Here is a 17,651-nt window from a genome sequence, read left to right as displayed (position 1 = left end):
GCCCTCCACCTGTGTTACACCTGCGGGAAAATCAGCTCCAGAGCCTGAATCGAATCTTCCCAGTCGGCACGTTCAAATATGCCTTGTTGCAAAAATGCCTCCAGCTGCGGCCACAGGCTAATCGCTTTGTCGAGCATGGGATCGCTACCTTTGGCATACGCCCCCACGCTCACCAGATCGCGGTTGCGCTGGAAGCTGGAGAGCAGTTGTTTGAAGTTACGCACGCGGGCGTAGTGCTTCTCGGTAATCAGCGCCGTCATTGCGCGGCTGATGGATGCTTCAATATCAATGGCCGGATAGTGTCCGGCTTCGGCCAGGCGACGCGATAACACAATATGACCGTCGAGGATCGCACGCGCAGAGTCGGCAATCGGGTCCTGCTGGTCGTCGCCTTCGGTCAGCACCGTATAAAACGCGGTAATGGAGCCACCGCCGCTAATGCCGTTCCCTGCGCGTTCAACCAGCGCCGGGAGTTTGGCAAAGACCGACGGCGGATAGCCTTTGGTGGCCGGTGGCTCACCGATGGCCAGCGCGATTTCACGCTGCGCCATCGCGTAACGGGTCAGGGAGTCCATGATTAGCAGCACGTGCTGGCCGCGGTCACGGAAATCTTCGGCGATGCGGGTGGCATACGCGGCACCCTGCATACGCAGCAACGGGGAGACATCCGCCGGGGCGGCGATGACCACCGAACGGGCGCGGCCTTCCGCACCCAGAATGTTTTCAATGAAGTCTTTAACTTCGCGGCCACGTTCACCGATCAGCCCCACGACGATCACATCGGCCTGGGTGTAACGGGCCATCATGCCGAGCAGGACCGATTTACCCACCCCTGAACCGGCGAACAGACCCATACGCTGGCCGCGACCGACGGTCAGCAGGGCGTTGATCGGGCGCACACCGGTATCAAGAACATGTTCGATCGGGGTACGCTGCAGGGGGTTAAACGGTTGGGTGATCAGCGCGCCGGTTTCGGTGGTATCCGGGGCGGGCAGGCCGTCGAGCGGTTTACCGCTGCCGTCCAGCACGCGGCCCAGCAGGGCAGGGCCGAGCGGGAGCTGCTTACCGCTTTGCAGACCATCGCCGATGATGTTTTTCGCATAGACGCGCGCGCCGGGCAGAATGCCTTCCACCTCTTCAAGCGGCATCAGGAAAAGACGCTGGCCGTTAAAGCCCACCACTTCGCTTTCCACTTCTCGCGTTTCCTGCCCATCCTGACGCTCGATCACGCAGGTGGCCCCCAAAGGCAGCTGCAGGCCGGTGGCTTCCAGCACCAGACCGGTGGCGCGGGTCAGGCGTCCATAACGACGAACAGATGGCAGTTGCGCCATCTTCGTTTCAAAGTTATCGAGCGTGTTGAGCCAGCGAGTGAGGCGTGCGGTCATCAGACGACTCCCGGAGCCGCCAGGCGGCACAGTTCCTGCCAGCGGGTGGCGACGCTGGCATCCAGATCGCCTTCATCGGCGGAGACTTTGCATCCGCCGTGATGTAGCGACGGGTCACCGCGCAGACGCCAACCGTGCAGGCTCAGCGTGGCACCGAGACTCTCTTCCACGCGCTGGAGATCGTCCGGATGAACGCGCAGCTGCGGTTTCCCGCTGAACAACGGCTCTTGCTGCAGCAGGCCCTGAATTTGTTTGATCAGCGCTGAATTATCGACCGCCGGGGTCTGGCCAATTACCTGACGGGCCGCTTCCAGCGCCATCTGCATCAACCGGGAAGCAATCACGCTGTCCAGCGCATCCAGGGTGTGCTGGAACTCGCTGACCAGCTGCTGCATACGGGCATGGAGAGGCGCCTGCTGCTGGCGCGCCTGCTCAATACCCTGTTCTAACCCTTTCGCCAGACCTTCCTGATAACCCTGGTCATGGCCTTTCTGTCGGCCTTCGTTCAGACCCGCATTAAAACCTTGCTCATGCGCCTGCATTTGTAACTGCGCCAGCATCTGCGTGCGCTGTTCTTCTTCGCTCAGTTCAGGCGCCTCGACGTCGGTGTCGCCCTCCTCGGGCGACGCTACGACAGCCGGGGTGAATTCAGAGAGGGCAGGGGCCAGATCGTCAGGCGTCCAGCGCTTCCACGGTAGCTCATTAGACATAGGTGTCGTCTCCGCTGCCAATTACCATCTCGCCGGTTTCTGCCAGACGACGAACGATGAGCAGGATCGCTTTCTGTTCGTTTTCCACCTGAGACAGACGCACCGGGCCACGGTTGGCAAGGTCGTCGCGCAGGATATCTGCCGCACGCTGGGACATGTTGCGCAGGAACTTCTCGCGCAGCGGCTGTTCGGCACCTTTGAGGGCGATAAGCAGCGACTCGGAGTCCACTTCCTGGAGCAGGCGCTGGATGCTGCGGTCGTCCACTTCGACCAGGTTTTCGAACAGGAACATCTCGTCGATAATTTTCTGCGCCAGCTCGCCGTCGAACTCGCGAACCGCCGTAATAACGGCTTCTTCCTGCTGCGTTTTCATCAGGTTGATGATTTCCGCTGCCGTTCTCACGCCGCCCATTTTGCTGCGCTTGAGGTTTTGGCCGTCGAGCAGGTTGTTCAGCACTTCGGTCAGCTCCGCCAGCGCGGCTGGCTGGACACCGCCGAAGGTGGCGATACGCAGCATCACATCGTGACGCAGGCGCTCTTCGAACAGCGCCAGAATATCGGCCGCCTGACCACGTTTGAGGTGAACCAGGATGGTGGCGATAATCTGCGGGTGCTCGTCGCGAATAAGGTCGGCGGCACTCTGCGGCTCCATAAAGTTGAGCGTTTCGATCCCGCTGGCGGTATCGCGCGTTTCGAGAATGTCCTCCAGCAGGCTGGCGGCACGCTCTTCGCCCAGCGCCTTGACCAGCACGGAGCGCAGATAGTCGTTGGCGTTGACGTTGAGCGCTGCAAACTGTTCGGCTTCCTGCTCAAACTCCGACAACACTTCGGTCAGCTGTTTGTTGGAGATCTGACGCACGTTGGCCATGGCCGCACTCAGAATTTGTACTTCTCGCTGGGAGAGGTGTTTAAACACCTCTGCCGCTCGATCTTCGCCAATGGTCATCAGCAGGATGACGCTTTTATCGGTGCCCGTAAGCGTATTACTCATGTTCGTTACCCATCCACTGGCGGATGACCAGCGCCACGACGCGCGGATCGTTATCTGACATTTCGCGAATGCGCTGGCTCATGACCTCAGCACCCATGCGCTGGTTAGCACGACGCTGCTGCATCTGTTCGTCTTTGCTGAGGCGGACTTCCACCGCTTCTTCCACTTCCTGACGCGCGTTCATCTGTTCGCGAGCCGCTTTCTCGGCTTCTGCACGACGCTGCAACTGAGGACGAACGCCCTTACGCCACAGCAGCCAGGCGACAATCAGCACCAGCAGCCAGCGTCCTGCAGACATCAGCTGATCGATAAACGCCTGCTGTTGCCAGAACGGCAGCTCACCGCCGGTCTCATCTACCGGGTTAAACGGTGAATTCACCACGTTGAGGCTATCGCCACGCTTCTCGGAGTAACCCATCGCTTCACGGGTCAGGTCTTCGATCTGCTTCATCTGCTCTGCCGTCAGCGGCAGCGGTTTGCCATTCGGCAGCGTTTTGTAGTTCACAACGACGGCCACCGACAGACGCTGAATATCACCCACGTTCAGTTTTGTGTGGCGGATAGTCCGATCCACTTCGTAGTTGGTGGTTTCGTTACGGCTGCTGGTACGTGGACCGGCATTGCTGGCCGTCGAGGTTGTGGTCTGCTGATTTTGCTGACCGTTCTGCTGATTAGCCGGCGGCGTAGAAATAGGGGCCGCGTTAGCCGGGGCAGGCTGGTTAGAGAGTGCGCCCGGCACGCCGCCTGGGTATGCACCGCCAACCTGTTCGTTTTCGTTAACCTGGCGAGAGCGCATCACTGCCTGAGCCGGATCGCCGTTCGGGCGGTACTGCTCTTCGGTCTGTTCTTTATTAGAGAAGTCGATCTGCGCGGTAACCTGGGCATGGACGTTGCTGTTACCCACAACCGGGCCGAGGATCGCTTCGATGCGGCGCTGGAGGCGCGCTTCCACATCGGCGGCATATTTCAGCTGCGCGTCATTCAGATCGCGTCCGGCGGTATTGCTTTGGGTCAGCAGATGACCACTCTGGTCAACCAGCGTGACGTTACCCGGCGGTAAACCGGCGACGGCGCTGGAAACTAAATGTGTAACCGCGCTGATTTGCCCTTCATCCAGCGCCCGGCCGGGTTCAAGGTTGACGGTGACGGAAGCCGACGGGGATTTCTGTTCGCGGACAAACAGGGACGGTTTAGGCATGGCAAGGTGCACGCGGGCACTCTTCACCGGGCCTAATGTTTCAATCGTGCGGGCCAGCTCACCTTCCAGCGCACGCTGGTAGTTCACCTGCTCGCTGAACTGGCTGATACCGAACTTTTCCTGATCCAGCAGTTCAAAACCCACCGCGCCGCCCTTCGGCAGGCCCTGCTGCGCCAGACGCAGACGGAGTTCATGGACTTTATCTGCCGGTACCTCAAGCGCACCCCCGTTATCGGCGAAGCGATAAGGGATGTTCATTTGAGTCAGTTGGGTGACGATGGCGCCGCCATCCTGATCGGAAAGGTTGCTGTAAAGCGTGCGGTAATCAGGACTTTTCGCCCACAACACCATCGCTACAAGGATCGCAATTGCGGCAGCGCCTGCCACGATCAACGGGATTTTAGGATTCGCGCGAAGGCGGTTCATCCACTCGAGTGATTTATTCTGCGGCGCTGTCGATGCTGCTGCACTCATTGCGCACCTCTTAAATCCTGGTGGTTTACGTTATTCGTGTAGAGAAACAAAACTGACTCCCGGGTCGGCAAACACGACAAAAGTTCCATATTGATGGCCCAGCCATTATTTGATGATTCGTGATTTTCTATGGGCCAAATAACCTGGTTTTTTATCGCTATTTACCGCCATTATCTTATTGACAAGCTGTTAGTCTTGACCGCGTAAAAAACCATCCAGGGGAGAGTCATGGCTATACAGGGTATTGAAGGGGTTATCAGTCAGCTGCAGGCAACCGCGATGACGGCCCGTAATCAGAATGTGGCAGAACAGCAGCCGACCATCAGCTTTGCCGGGCAACTGCATGCTGCGCTCGACCGTATCAGCGATACCCAGACCGCCGCGCGTACCCAGGCCGAGAAGTTCACCCTCGGTGAACCTGGCGTGGCGCTGAACGATGTGATGACCGATTTGCAAAAAGCCTCGGTCTCTCTGCAGATGGGGATCCAGGTGCGTAATAAGCTGGTGTCTGCGTATCAGGAAGTCATGGGGATGCAGGTCTAAGACCTGGACGATCTTCGCTGGCAGCCTTAGCGCTTTAATGCCACAATATTTTTTTCTTCGAATGCAGGAAAGATGATGAAAAAAATAGCAATTGCTGGCGCGCTGCTGGCACTCACCGGGTGCGTACAGGTTGATAGCTACAAGGATGTGATCAAACATCCTGTTCCGGCACATCTGGCGGGATACTGGCAGTCAAAAGGGCCGCAGAGCAAAATGGTCAGCCCGGAGGCGATTGCCACGCTGGTGGTGACGGAGGAGGGCGATACGCTGGACTGCCGTCAATGGCAGCGCGTGATTGCCGTGCCGGGTAAAATCATGCTGCGTTCAGACAGCTATTACAACGTAACCAGCAAGCTGGATATCTACCCGCTGGAGCGCGATGGCTCGGTGCTGGAGTATGATGGCATGGAGCTGCAGAAGGTCGATCGCCCAACGGTTGAATGTGCCGATTACCTGAGCAAAAATCCGCTGGAAAGTAAGCTGCCGTAGCTGTTTTTGGTGTTTGCACCCTCTCCCTGTGGGAGAGGGCCGGGGTGAGGGCATCTGGCCGCACTCTTCAAATACTACAATGCATCCTCAATTACCCACACGCTCACGCTTCCGCCTTTGCAGGTAAATGTCCCTTCGCCATCCGCTGCGGTGGTGACCGTTTCTTCACGATTGCCGAGAAAATCACGCCAGGTTTTGTTCCCGTAGTTTTCCCCAAGGCAGATCACTTTCTCGCCATCATCACCGTTGGACATCACCACCACGCAACCGGGATCCTCTTCCGTCCCACTGCGGCTGAATGCGATGCAGTTAGGGTGGTCAAAAAACAGCGTCTGCACGCCGTGGGCAAAGCGCTGACGGGCGAGGATCAGCTCGTGCAGTTGCTCAATCACCGGCATATCAATGTGGTAAGTTTCACCGTCTCCCCCGGTATCGTCATAGCTGGCGCCAAAGAGATCGGGATAAAACACGCTCGGCACGCCATTTTCCCGCAGCAGGATCAGCGCATACGCCAGCGGTTTAAACCAGGCTTCCACCGGGGCTTCAAGCGCCTGCAACGGCTGGGTGTCATGGTTGGCAACCAGCGTCACCGCATGGAACGGATCGGCCTCCACCAGCGTGCCGGTGAAAATCTGGCTCATGTCGTAGTCCCGCCCCTGGCGTGAGGCCTCGTGGAATTTCATCTGCAGGGGGGCATCAAACAGCATCGTTTTACCCTCGACCTGATTAATATACGCCTGCAGCTTATCCACCTCGTGCGACCAGTATTCCGCGACGATAAACAGCGGCTGCGTCGCCACTTCCTGAACGTGTTCAATCCACTCCTTATAGAACCAGGCGGGGATATGTTTGACCGCATCCAGGCGGAATCCGTCGCAGCCGGTTTGTTCCATGACCCAGCGCGCCCAGTACTTGATCTCCTCCGTCACGGCATGGTTACGGAAATCGATATTTTCGCCCATCAGATAGTCGAAATTACCCATTTCGTCATCGACCTGATCGTTCCAACCTTCGCCGGTGTAGTCATTGACGATTTTGAAGATGCCATCCTCATCGGGGTTTTCGATGTGGTCGATGCCGCTAAAGCATTTGTAATCCCAGACGAACTGCGAATACTGTCCGGCGCGGGCAGGGAAGGTGTAGCGGGTCCAGGCTTCGCACTCGATGATCTCATCATCGATTTGCGTGCGGTCCTGTTCGTTCACACGCTGAACGCGAACGTGCTCTTTCTCATCGGCGCCCATTTTGTGGTTAACCACCACGTCCAGCAGCACCGCGATGTTATTACTTTTGAGCGCATCAATGGCTTCCAGAAGCTGGGCTTTATCACCGTATTTGGTGGCAACACTGCCTTTCTGGTCAAACTCGCCGAGATCAAACAGATCGTAAGAGTCATACCCGACCGAGTAACCGCCCGATGCGCCTTTATAGGCTGGCGGCAGCCAGATCATATTGATGCCGATTTCGTTAAGATTGGGGGCTAATGCCGTGACCTCTCGCCACAATTCACCGCCTGCAGGGTAATACCAGTGAAAGCATTGTAACAGGGTGGGGTTTTTCATCGTCCGTGCTCCAGAAGCCGTTTGGCTGACTTCTGGAGTATGGATTAAAAAAAGACTGAGTGGGGGCTATTGGTTGAGATTGTCTGGGAAGAGCACTTTGCCGGACATGCTGCCGTACGCGGTGGTGACCGAGTGCTGTTTACCGGTAGTATTGATAAGGTCGCGCAACACTTCCATCCGTACCTGCAGCAATCCTTTTAATTCCGCTTCGTTGGCGAGTACGCGCTTCAGTAAATCTTTGGCCTGCTCGCTCTGTAGCGTGTTGTTCGGACTAATAGGATTTTGTGCAATGTGTTCGACAAGCTGCACATAATTCACTTCTTGTTCAATCAATTCATCCCATTTGCCTGAATGGGCGAGGTTTAGCATGGAAACGCTGAGAGCATGTAACGCATGCCAGTCAGTCAGTGATGGGATGAAATTTGTCATCAACGCATATCCTGATGGGTAGAAGCCGTTTCGCCAATTTGTTTCCACGCATCAGCGATATTATTCAGCAGTCCCTCAACTTCAATAATGGTTTCCACGTCGTTATGCATGTTAGCCAGTAACAAGCGGCGCACCATATAGTCATAGAGCGATGCCAGATTTTTGGAAAGGTCTCCTTCTGCATTCATATCCAGTCCTGCTTTAAGACCGCTATCAATAATGCCGATCGCTTTTGACAGCGCCTCGCCTTTAGATACCATGTCCCCTTGCTCCAGGAACAGTCTCGCTCTGACCAGGGCGCTTAACGCCCCGTCAAAAAGCATGACAATCAGTTGATGAGGGCTCGCACTCATTACCGCGCTTTCCACGCCCACTTTCTGATATGAAAGTGCACCACTTTGGCTATACATATTAAATCCTTAACTGCTGGACTTACTAAACTGCGACGCCAGGTACGTTGAAGTACTGTTCATCTTGGTTACCAGGCTGTCCAGCGCAGTGAATTGCGCTTTGTAGCGAGCCATAGTGGCTTCGATACTGGCTTCCATTGCGGTATAGCGTTTGTCCAGGGTTTTAATTGTGGCATTGATACCGTCCTGCGCACTCTGGATCACCCCTTCGCTACCGGCTGATGTGTTCAGCATGTTGGTGAGAGAGGTACCCATTGTGGTTGCCAGACCGGTTGTTTTACCATCACCGATGAAATAGGCCTGAACGGCTTCCGGATTTTTTGTCAATGCGGCGTTCAGTTTGTCAGTGTCAACTTTCAGGTTGCCGGTTGAACCATCTGAGCCCACTTTAGGATCCTGAGTGATCCCGAACTGCGCCATAATGGCATAAGAACCCGACTGTACCTGCGTCAGATGGCTGCGCAGCTGTGCCTGCACGCTGCGAACGGTACCGTCACCTATCAGCGCACCGTTAGAGGTTGACTGACTGTCTGCGCCAGCATCAACAGACACATATTTCGTGACGCTGGCAATGGTCGACTGTAGCGCGTTGTAGGCCGTTACCCAGTCGTTAACTGCTTTCGTTGTTGCGTCTGTTGAGCGCGTAACGTCCAGCGATTCATCGGCTGAGCTTTTGGCTTTCAGCGTAAGCGTGACGCCCGTTAATGCATCGTCAATTTTATTGACAGAACGCTCAATCATAATGCCATTAATGGAGACGCGGGCATTTTGTGATGACGTCTGTACGCTCATTGCGCTTGAGGTATTGTCATGACCAATCAGCTGCTGGAGCGTATCATCGCCATCAACTGTGACCGTCATATCCCCATCCGTTCCCGTTGATTTGGAGGTCAGGAACAGACGATATTCACCGTCATCCGCTTTCATGACGGTAGCCGAGACGTTGCCGCCCGCTTTATTAATCTCACTGGCGATACTTGTCAGGGAGGTTTGCGAGTCTGACAGCTTAATTTTAAGCGGCTCTTTCGTGCCTGGCTGCGTGATGGTTAAAGTACGCGTGCCATTACTGGTCGTCCCGCCCAGCTGTTTAGTGCTGCTGTCGATATTACCGGACATCAATACCTGAGCTTTAGCAATTTGGTCCACGTTAACCGTATACGATCCTATCGTGGCATCGGTAGAGGTTGTAGCAGAAAACGCAGTATTAGAACTGGTAACGGAAGTTGCATTCCAGGTTGAAGCTTTACCTAACGCGGTCGTTGCCGTTTGCAGGCTAGTCAGGGCGCTTTGCAACTTACCGTAAGCACTTAACTGAGCGGAATAGGTCGTTTTCTGCTTGGTAATCGCCGTAAGCTTAGTATTTTCAGCCGTTTCAAGGTTGTTATAGAGCGTGGCCAGCGGCAAACCAGAACCCACACCCAAATTACTCAAATCAACAGTAGCCATGTCAGAATTCCTTGCGTCTTTGATTTAACTTGACTCTGTATCGGCATCAATGAGGAAAAGTTTACACACGCAGTGAAAAAATAATCGATAGAAAAGGGCGACCAGTTAGCGGTAAATAAGCTGATTGTCTGGTTGAAAAATAACCGAAATGGCCAGCTGACAAATACCTTAGTCACACTTGAGTAAATTTAAACATAATAAAATCAATGGCATGAAAGTTTTTAATCGATTAATTCTAAAGTCCCTTGAAGTTGGGTCGATACCCTTTTTGACGGTGAGAGACGCCGTGAGTGTTAGGCACCGAACCTAAACCCAATTTTTGAAGGAAAGTAAATTATGGCAGTTATCAATACTAACCTGTTGTCCCTGACTACTCAGAACAACCTGAACAAATCTCAGTCTTCTCTGGGCACTGCGATCGAGCGTTTGTCCTCCGGTCTGCGTATCAACAGCGCAAAAGACGATGCTGCTGGTCAGGCGATTTCTAACCGCTTCACCTCTAACATCAAAGGTCTGACTCAGGCTGCGCGTAACGCAAACGACGGTATCTCTATCGCTCAGACTGCTGAAGGTTCTCTGAACGAAATCAACAATAACTTGCAGCGTATCCGTGAACTGTCCGTACAGGCTCAAAACGGTACTAACTCCGGTTCCGATATCGACTCCATCCAGTCTGAAGTTAACCAGCGTCTGGACGAGATCAACCGTGTTGCAAGCCAGAGCCAGTTCAACGGCATCAAAATCCTTGCTTCTTCTAACTCTGACACCACCATCAAAATCCAGGTCGGTGCTAACGATGATGAGAAAATTTCTATCAGCATCACTGGCAACAGCGGCTGGAACAAATACAACGCAACAGGTACTACCGGTGTTACTACTGGTCTGGCAACGGGCGAAAGCCGTAGCGTTACCACAAAAGGCTTCGACGTTCTGGCAACCAACGTACTGTCAGCTATCGATGATGCACTGAAAGCTGTTGATACTCAGCGTTCAGACCTGGGTGCGATTCAGAACCGTTTCGAATCTACCATTTCTAACCTGAACAACACGGTCACCAACCTGACCGCCGCACAGTCTCGTATCCAGGATGCTGACTATGCAACTGAAGTATCCAACATGTCTCGCGCGCAGATCCTACAGCAGGCTGGTACTTCTGTACTGTCTCAGGCAAACCAGGTTCCACAGACCGTTCTGTCTCTGCTGCGTTAATCGGTTTACTCTCCGATATACAGACTACCGCCTTTATGGCGGTAGTTTTTTTCATGCGCTTCTATCTTCCGAATAGAAAGCGATTCCTTATTTTCTTCCGCCATTCAACATCATCCCGATTTGCTACGATAACCTCATTTCCAGGAAACACACCGTGTGGATCTTGGGAACGTAGCGCTATTAGCAGGAGTACCTCCGTGAAAGTATCCATCATGCAGCCCTATATCTTTCCGTGGATAGGTTATTTTCAACTTATATCGCAGTCAGATATTTTTGTGCTCTACGACGACGCGAATTATATCAAGCAGGGGTACATCAACCGTAATAGCCTGCTCTGTAATGGGCAAGTACACCAATTTACCCTGCAGGTGCCTGGTGCCTCCTCTTTTAAACGGATCGGCGAACTGACGTTTAGCGATCAAATGACAAAAATCGTAAAAACGATCGCTCAGAGCTATTGCAAAGCGCCTTATTTCTCATCGGTTATGCCCCTGGTCGAAAAGGTCTTATTACAGCCCAATCGCGATATTACGTTTTGCTGCCAATTAGCGATTGAGTCTATTTTTGATTATCTTGGGCTTAACCTAACGATTTTGCGCTCTTCTACCCTTTCCTATGACCGGCATGAGAGTGCAGAGAATAAAGTCATTGGCATGTGCCACGATCTGGGTGCCAGCGTGTATGTCAATAATCTTGGCGGGCGGCATTTATACAATGCAAACCACTTCGCACAGCGCGGGATAGCACTACGTTTTCTGGAGGGGCGGAATATGCCGTATTATCAAGGGATAGACACCTTTGTGCCGAATTTGTCTATTATCGATGTGTTAATGCACTGTGAGCCTGAGCAAGTTAGACGCGCGCTGGAGACGTATTCCTGTTCAACACCAGTTGTAGAATGAAAAATCAAACCTTTGGCGGTTATCTTCCGTTAGAATTATACGCTAACGATGAAATGTACTATCCCGACGCCTTGCGCTATCGCTCAGCAAGAAATGCCTTGTCCCATCTTCTTTGCATCATTAAACCAGCGATTCTGTGGCTGCCACGGCTTATCTGCAACAGTGTTGTTGATGCAGTGGCGGCATCGGATACTGATATCCGCTGGTATTCCCTGGATGAGCATTTTCTTCCTGAAGATTGCGGATCGTTCAATCAGCAGGACATCTTCCTGTACGTGAATTACTTCGGGCAATGTGACGAGCAGGAGGCGCGGCTGGCCGCGTTCATTCCACCTGAACGCACGCTGTTCGATCATTCTCAGGCGTTTTATTCACGGCGAGAACGCGCCCTGGGCAATCTCTACTCTCCACGCAAATTCTTTGGTGTCCCCGATGGTGGGATACTGGATACCTGCTACCATCTTCCCGCACCGCACAATAGCGATAACACGTCATACCTGCGGTGCTTGCATCTGCTTTTACAACATGAGCAGGGCACCTCCGCGGGATACGCTGCCTTCATGCAGGCCGAAGAGACGTTAGATGAACATGTTCCCTGCTCAATGTCCGCGCTAACTGAGAGAATGCTTCATAGCGTTGATTACCTTCAGGTTAAAGTGCAGAGGGAAAGAAATTATGCCCTGATGCACTCCCTGCTAAGCGATCTGAATGGGTGGCGATTCGCCCCTCTTAGCGTAGAGGGACCCTTTTGTTATCCCTTCTTAATGCCGGGACGACAATTACACCAGGCGCTTATCAATAAAAATGTCTTTGTGGCAACGTACTGGCGCGAGGTGCTGCAACGTGTTGAACCTGACAGCGTAGAGGCTCGCTTTGTGAATAACGTAGTGCCGTTACCTTGCGATCAGCGTTATAGCGAAAGAGATATTCGCCAGCTTTGCGAGCGCGTCAGAACGGTTGTGGAAGAGGAGAGGAAGCAGGCATGCAAGCAATGAAAAAACTCAACGTACTGGTCTTTCCCTGCGGATCGGAGAATGCGGGGGAAATTGCACAATCGCTTCGCTATTCTCTGCATGTTAATCGGCTCATTGGCGCCTCGAGTTGCGAGGATCATGGCCGCCTCCATTTTGCCGACTACATTGGGGACGTTCCCTATATCTCTGCGCCGGAGTTTGATACCTACTTTGCCGCACTGCTCGAACAGCACCAGGTTGACGTCATTTTTGCCACACATGATTCCGTTTGTGAAAAACTCGCCAGTCTGGTGCTCCCGGCCGCGTGCTATCTGGTGAACGGGGATAAAACCACCACGCATATTGCACGCAGAAAAAGTGCAACCTACGCACATTTCGCAGGTGCCGATTGGCTTGCGCATGTTTATCCTCAGGGAGTCGTACCCGACTGCTGGCCGGTCATTGTGAAGCCTGACTGCGGGCAGGGAGGTAACAGCGTCGGCCTGGCTCATGATCGTGGCGAGCTTGAACACCTGCTTCGTACCGTTGAAGAGCCCGTTGTCGTTGAATATCTTCCCGGTAATGAACTGACGGTAGATTGCTTTACCGATCGTCAGGGCAGGATAATCTGGACCGGGCCCCGAACGCGCGAGCGCGTCAGGGCCGGGATTGCAATGCGTTCCCGGTTTGTACCGCTGGAGAAAGAAATCGCGACTATTGCAGAGAGTATAAACGCCCGGCTGGCCTTGCGCGGCCCTTGGTTTTTCCAGATAAAACAATCGCGTACAGGGCAGTGGAAATTGCTGGAAATTTCTTGCCGCATCGCCGGAACGATGGTTGCTCAGCGGGCGAAGGGGGTTAACCTACCCTTGATGGCGCTGCATGACTATATGGGCCGAGACGTCACTCCGCTTCCAACCCCTCATGTTGCAGAGATTGAACGTTCAATAAAGACGCGGGCCGTGCCGACGCTTGAATACGGTCGCGTTTATGTTGATCTCGACGATACCCTGATCGTTAACGATTGGCCTAACCCGGTGGTGCTTGCCTTTTTATACCAGAGCCGGGCAAGCGGAAAACGCATTTATCTCATCACTCGCCATGCCTGTGAGCCGCTTGAAACCTTAAACAAGGCGGCCATTTCGCCTTTGCTGTTTGATGAAATTATTCATCTTCGTGAAGGTGAGCATAAATCTTCACGCATCACGGGCCCGGCGATGTTTATCGATAATTATTTCCCGGAAAGGGTCGACGTTGCCCGGTTTGAAGATGTCCTGGTGCTTGATGTCGATGCCGTCGAGTTTTACCTGCGATAAGGTGATACTGATGGTGAAACGTGACGCCGGTGCCTGGCAAAATTTACGCTGCTGTCACAGGGGCACGTCCGGTAAATTCAACGTTATCCGATAGAAAGAATTAACTCAATAAATGGCGTTTACTCTACCAATGGTTACTACAGCGCGCTGCTAGGATGAGGAAAATAACTTCAAGATCCTAAAGGATAGCGCTGTGTTCTCATTAGATTTACCGCAAAGTTTTAGTCTCGCCTCCGTCTCATCCGAGCTCCTTAAGTCTGATTCGGTGGCTCCCTATCTCTGCGTAAATAGAATTCAGGCCAGCGCCTGGCTTTACGGTGCCGAGGGGGAAGATCCTCATTCGGCGCGCGTGCTCGATCTGGGGTGCGGTGATGCCTCCCACCTGTTACCTTTTGCGCTCTCCTATCCCCAGGCAAGGATTATTGGTATTGATTTGTCCCCGAACAAAATCGAGGCGGGCCAGTTCCAGATGAGGCTGGCGGGCATCGACAATATCCAGCTTTTCTGCGCCGATCTGGCGACGATTTTAGGTGGAATCGACCAGACGTTTGATTACATCATCATCCATAACGTCTTCTCTCTTCTCGATGCGGAGTCCAGAAAGGCATTGTTTGCCTTTTGCCGCCAGCATCTCAGCTTAAAGGGAATTATCGCAGCAGAATGGCTGACGCAGCCGGGCACCGGCCTCGCTCAGTTCGTCAGGGATGCGATTGCCCTGCATACGCGTGATGCGAGCAATGAAGAGATGCAGATTGAAAGCGCTAGGGCCGCATTAACCTGGCTCTCGCTTGGAATGTGCAACCATCCTGCCCGCGAAGCCTTAGCCGAGCTGATTAAAGAAGCTGAGGCGATGGAGGATGATATCTTTGCGCTGCGCTATCTGCATGGAATGGAAAATGCGACCTATTTTGTAGACTTCCACCATTCAGTTGAACAATCGGGTCTGCAGTATTTGGGAGATTTGTTCCCCTGGAAAGAGTGTCCCCAGCATTATGGCGAAAATGTTGCCGCGCTTTCAGAAGCCATCTGCCCGGGCCAGGAACACCTTTTACAGCAGCAATACCTTGATTTTTCGGTTAACCGCCGCTCGCGCTTTAGCCTTTTGAGCGGGGATACCGAGAATCAGGCGCGTTCAGCCTCTCCTGATTTGACGCGTTTGCGCGATCTTCACTGGGCCGGCAGTTTCCGTCGCGTGGTTGACGGTGAGGGACACGTTAAGAACCGCCTACGTTCCGAGTCGGGCCATTTTGTGGCAACGGATGATGTGGTCACGCTCTCAGTACTGGATGTGGTAGGTAATGCCTGGCCGCTTAGCCTCAGCTTCGATCAAATCGTTTTCCATACTCATTCTCCTGAGGACGATCTCCTGGAGCATGAGAATAAAGTGCTCCTTTCGTTGGGGGCCTTGTTTATGCAGGATACCGTTGGGCTTCACTTCCAGCGCGTCACCTCAGTGTATAACACTAAACGTTCCACCCACCTTGAATCCATTTTTGGCCGCGCTTTCCACCAGATCAAAGCGGGGTTCAACCTGTGGGGAGAGCCCGTTGAACTGACGGCGCAGGAAGTCTCGATCTTGGAGAAAGGTGACTTTCTCCATGCTGACGTTAAACGCATTGATGAGCTGCGCCGTAAAGGGATCATGACCGGAAGCCCGGCCTGCTGGCGGGCACATTTCCAGCGATTAATTACGCAGGTATATCCGCACGAACTTGCCGACAGCTTATTGCCGCTCATCCTTTTCTCTTCGCCGCCGCATGCTGGTGGCTTTGAGGATGCGCTCTCAGATACCGTGAACAAAACGGTAGATAAGAAAGATACCCAGCCGGTTGATCAAAAATTGATTGATCGTATGCATGCCCTTATTGCGCGAGAAGAGTTTGCTAAAGCCCGTGAACTGGCCCGCGAGTTAACGCAAAAATCAGAAAATAATCCTAACGCGTGGTTGGAACTGTCCCGCGTCTACAGCCGTACGATGGAATATGCTGCCGCAGTCCGGGCGATCTGCCGCACCCTTAACATTACTTCGATTAACTGGGATATCTATTTTGAGCTTTCAATTGCGCTCTGGAATCTTGAGAAAGGCTGGCTCACGGGCAGGGTGGTCAGAGCCATATTGCGTGCGAATCTGAATAACGGTCTTGCCTGGAACTCCCTGGCACATATGTATGCAGAGTTTCAAATAGTAGATAAAGCAGAAGTCTGTTTTGAAAAAGCGTTGAAGATCATGCCTGAGAACAGCGGCGTGCTCTCAAATTATTCGGCGCTCATTTCAGAAAAACTGCGCATGAATGAAGCCATTGCGATGCTGCGCAAAGCCATCCAACTGTCCCCTTCAGATATGAACCTTTACAGCCGCCTCAATTTTGAGCTCTCCCATAGCGGTGAATGCTCCCCGGCTGAACTGTACGAACAGCATCGGGTGTACGGTCGGCAGGTTGAAAAATGGGCGAAAGGGCAAAAAACGGCGTTTACATGGTCTGCGGATAAAAACCCTGAACGCCGTCTGCGCATTGGTTTTGTTTCGGGCGATCTGTGTCGCCATCCGGTGACCTGGTTCCTGAAACCCTATTGGGTCAATATTAACCGCGATCTCTACGAACTCTACGTCTACAACACCTCGCCAATTTATGACGAGGTTAGCGAAACCTTTGCGAAAACGGCGTCCAAGTGGCGCAACGTCTTCTCCGAGAGTTCAGTGGAGCTTGCACGTATCATTAATGGTGATGACATTGATATTCTGCTCGACCTGTCTGGGCATACCGGATATAACCGGCTGCCAACCTTCGCACTGAAACCCGCCCCCGTGTCAATCGGGTGGATTGGCTATCCATGCACCTCCGGACTGAAGGAGATGGATTACCATATCTGCGGGACCGGTATGGCCACGCCGGGGGAACTGGACGATCAATTTTCAGAAAAGCTGATCTTTATGTCGATGCCAGTACAGTACGAGCCGCCGGCAAATTCGCCGGACATCAACCCTCTGCCCGCACTGTCATCAGGAGTCTTTACCTTTGGTAGCTTGAACAGACCAAAGAAGATTAGCGACAAAGTCATTGAAGTGTGGGGCCGACTGCTCGCCACTGCACCACAAACGCGCCTGTTGATTGGCTATATGCCTTCTGATGATGTTATTCAGACCTTACGGACCAAATTGGAGGCACATGGGGCAAGGCCAGACCAGCTGAATTTCCGCATGAAGACACACTTCGACGAATATATGCGCATGCATCACGAAATCGACCTGATGCTTGATACCTTCCCTTATGACGGCGGCACGACCAGCAACAACGCCGTATGGATGGGCGTGCCGATGATCACCCTCAACGATAAAACGATGGCGGGCCGCCAGGGCAATGAAATTATCAAGGCATACCAGCTAGAACAGTTCCTGGCCGCAGATGAAGACGCTTATTTTGAACAGGCTCTGGCATGGACTGAGAAACGGGAAGAACTCAACACGATCCGACTGACCATGCGAGAGCGTTTCGAGAAAAAAAGAAATCAGGTTACTGAGCCTGCCCGTACCTTCGAGGCAACCCTCCGCACCGTCTGGGAAAATTACTGCTCAGGTCATAGGCCAAAAAGTTTTGTCGTAGACGGCGACGACCATAACGCTGAAGAGAATTAA

At 53.2% G+C, this 17,651-nt stretch carries 15 protein-coding genes; 7 read left to right on the top strand and 8 right to left on the bottom strand.

All coding sequences use genetic code 11. From position 1 onward, the window contains the following. Positions 1-14: 14 nt before the first annotated feature. From fliI to fliF, 4 genes are read right to left on the bottom strand one after another with little or no spacing between them, the layout of a single operon-like run. Complete coding sequence (gene fliI, locus EQV24_RS05100; RefSeq protein WP_013097732.1) at positions 15-1,385, bottom strand: flagellar protein export ATPase FliI; 1,371 nt, start codon at positions 1,383-1,385, stop codon at positions 15-17. Then, positions 1,385-2,095, bottom strand: a complete 711-nt coding sequence (gene fliH, locus EQV24_RS05095; RefSeq protein WP_013097731.1) for a flagellar assembly protein FliH — start codon at positions 2,093-2,095, stop codon at positions 1,385-1,387. The genes fliI and fliH overlap by 1 nt, the downstream gene beginning before the upstream one ends. Continuing rightward, positions 2,088-3,086, bottom strand: a complete 999-nt coding sequence (fliG, locus tag EQV24_RS05090) for a flagellar motor switch protein FliG (protein WP_008500327.1) — start codon at positions 3,084-3,086, stop codon at positions 2,088-2,090. The genes fliH and fliG overlap by 8 nt, the downstream gene beginning before the upstream one ends. Next, positions 3,079-4,758, bottom strand: a complete 1,680-nt coding sequence (fliF, locus tag EQV24_RS05085) for a flagellar basal-body MS-ring/collar protein FliF (protein WP_023619799.1) — start codon at positions 4,756-4,758, stop codon at positions 3,079-3,081. Before fliF ends, fliG begins: the two co-directional genes overlap by 8 nt. 228 nt (positions 4,759-4,986) lie before the next feature. Between fliF and fliE the strand changes: the two genes are divergently transcribed. Both fliE and yedD read left to right on the top strand, forming a co-directional pair. Continuing rightward, positions 4,987-5,301 (top strand): flagellar hook-basal body complex protein FliE, encoded by a 315-nt coding sequence (gene fliE, locus EQV24_RS05080; protein ID WP_013097729.1) that lies wholly within the window; start codon positions 4,987-4,989, stop codon positions 5,299-5,301. Positions 5,302-5,376: 75 nt separating this feature from the next. Then, positions 5,377-5,790, top strand: coding sequence for a lipoprotein YedD (gene yedD, locus EQV24_RS05075; RefSeq protein WP_013096004.1), 414 nt, complete (start codon positions 5,377-5,379; stop codon positions 5,788-5,790). A gap of 74 nt (positions 5,791-5,864) precedes the next feature. Here the strand turns inward: yedD and amyA are convergent, their stop codons facing one another. The 4 genes from amyA to fliD form a co-directional block, all read right to left on the bottom strand. Further along, on the bottom strand, positions 5,865-7,352 hold the full coding sequence (gene amyA, locus EQV24_RS05070; RefSeq protein ID WP_020687606.1) for an alpha-amylase: 1,488 nt from the start codon (positions 7,350-7,352) through the stop codon (positions 5,865-5,867). A gap of 66 nt (positions 7,353-7,418) precedes the next feature. Further along, positions 7,419-7,781: a flagella biosynthesis regulatory protein FliT gene (gene fliT, locus EQV24_RS05065; protein WP_057072472.1), complete on the bottom strand. Its 363-nt coding sequence runs from the start codon at positions 7,779-7,781 to the stop codon at positions 7,419-7,421. Beyond that, a complete protein-coding gene (gene fliS / locus EQV24_RS05060; RefSeq protein ID WP_057072473.1) occupies positions 7,781-8,191 on the bottom strand; it encodes a flagellar export chaperone FliS in 411 nt (136 codons plus the stop codon). Before fliS ends, fliT begins: the two co-directional genes overlap by 1 nt. A gap of 9 nt (positions 8,192-8,200) precedes the next feature. After that, positions 8,201-9,637: a flagellar filament capping protein FliD gene (gene fliD / locus EQV24_RS05055; protein WP_057072474.1), complete on the bottom strand. Its 1,437-nt coding sequence runs from the start codon at positions 9,635-9,637 to the stop codon at positions 8,201-8,203. 336 nt (positions 9,638-9,973) lie between these two features. On the opposite strand from fliD, the gene EQV24_RS05050 reads away from it, so the two are divergent. The 5 genes from EQV24_RS05050 (at position 9,974) to EQV24_RS05030 (ending at position 17,651) form a co-directional block, all read left to right on the top strand. After that, positions 9,974-10,846, top strand: a complete 873-nt coding sequence (locus EQV24_RS05050; protein ID WP_014070765.1) for a flagellin — start codon at positions 9,974-9,976, stop codon at positions 10,844-10,846. A gap of 197 nt (positions 10,847-11,043) precedes the next feature. Then, positions 11,044-11,748, top strand: a complete 705-nt coding sequence (locus EQV24_RS05045) for a WbqC family protein (protein ID WP_095427587.1) — start codon at positions 11,044-11,046, stop codon at positions 11,746-11,748. After that, the gene (locus tag EQV24_RS05040; RefSeq protein ID WP_057072476.1) at positions 11,745-12,743 is read left to right on the top strand and encodes a hypothetical protein; all 999 of its coding nucleotides are present in this window, start codon (positions 11,745-11,747) and stop codon (positions 12,741-12,743) included. Before EQV24_RS05045 ends, EQV24_RS05040 begins: the two co-directional genes overlap by 4 nt. After that, positions 12,731-14,017: an ATP-grasp domain-containing protein gene (locus EQV24_RS05035; protein ID WP_057072477.1), complete on the top strand. Its 1,287-nt coding sequence runs from the start codon at positions 12,731-12,733 to the stop codon at positions 14,015-14,017. Before EQV24_RS05040 ends, EQV24_RS05035 begins: the two co-directional genes overlap by 13 nt. A 193-nt stretch (positions 14,018-14,210) precedes the next feature. Further along, the gene (locus EQV24_RS05030; protein ID WP_130626266.1) at positions 14,211-17,651 is read left to right on the top strand and encodes a bifunctional class I SAM-dependent methyltransferase/glycosyltransferase; all 3,441 of its coding nucleotides are present in this window, start codon (positions 14,211-14,213) and stop codon (positions 17,649-17,651) included.

Source organism: Enterobacter sp. A8, assembly GCF_004296595.1.
Classification (GTDB): domain Bacteria; phylum Pseudomonadota; class Gammaproteobacteria; order Enterobacterales; family Enterobacteriaceae; genus Enterobacter; species Enterobacter cloacae.
This window is presented reverse-complemented; position numbering and strand designations above follow the sequence as displayed.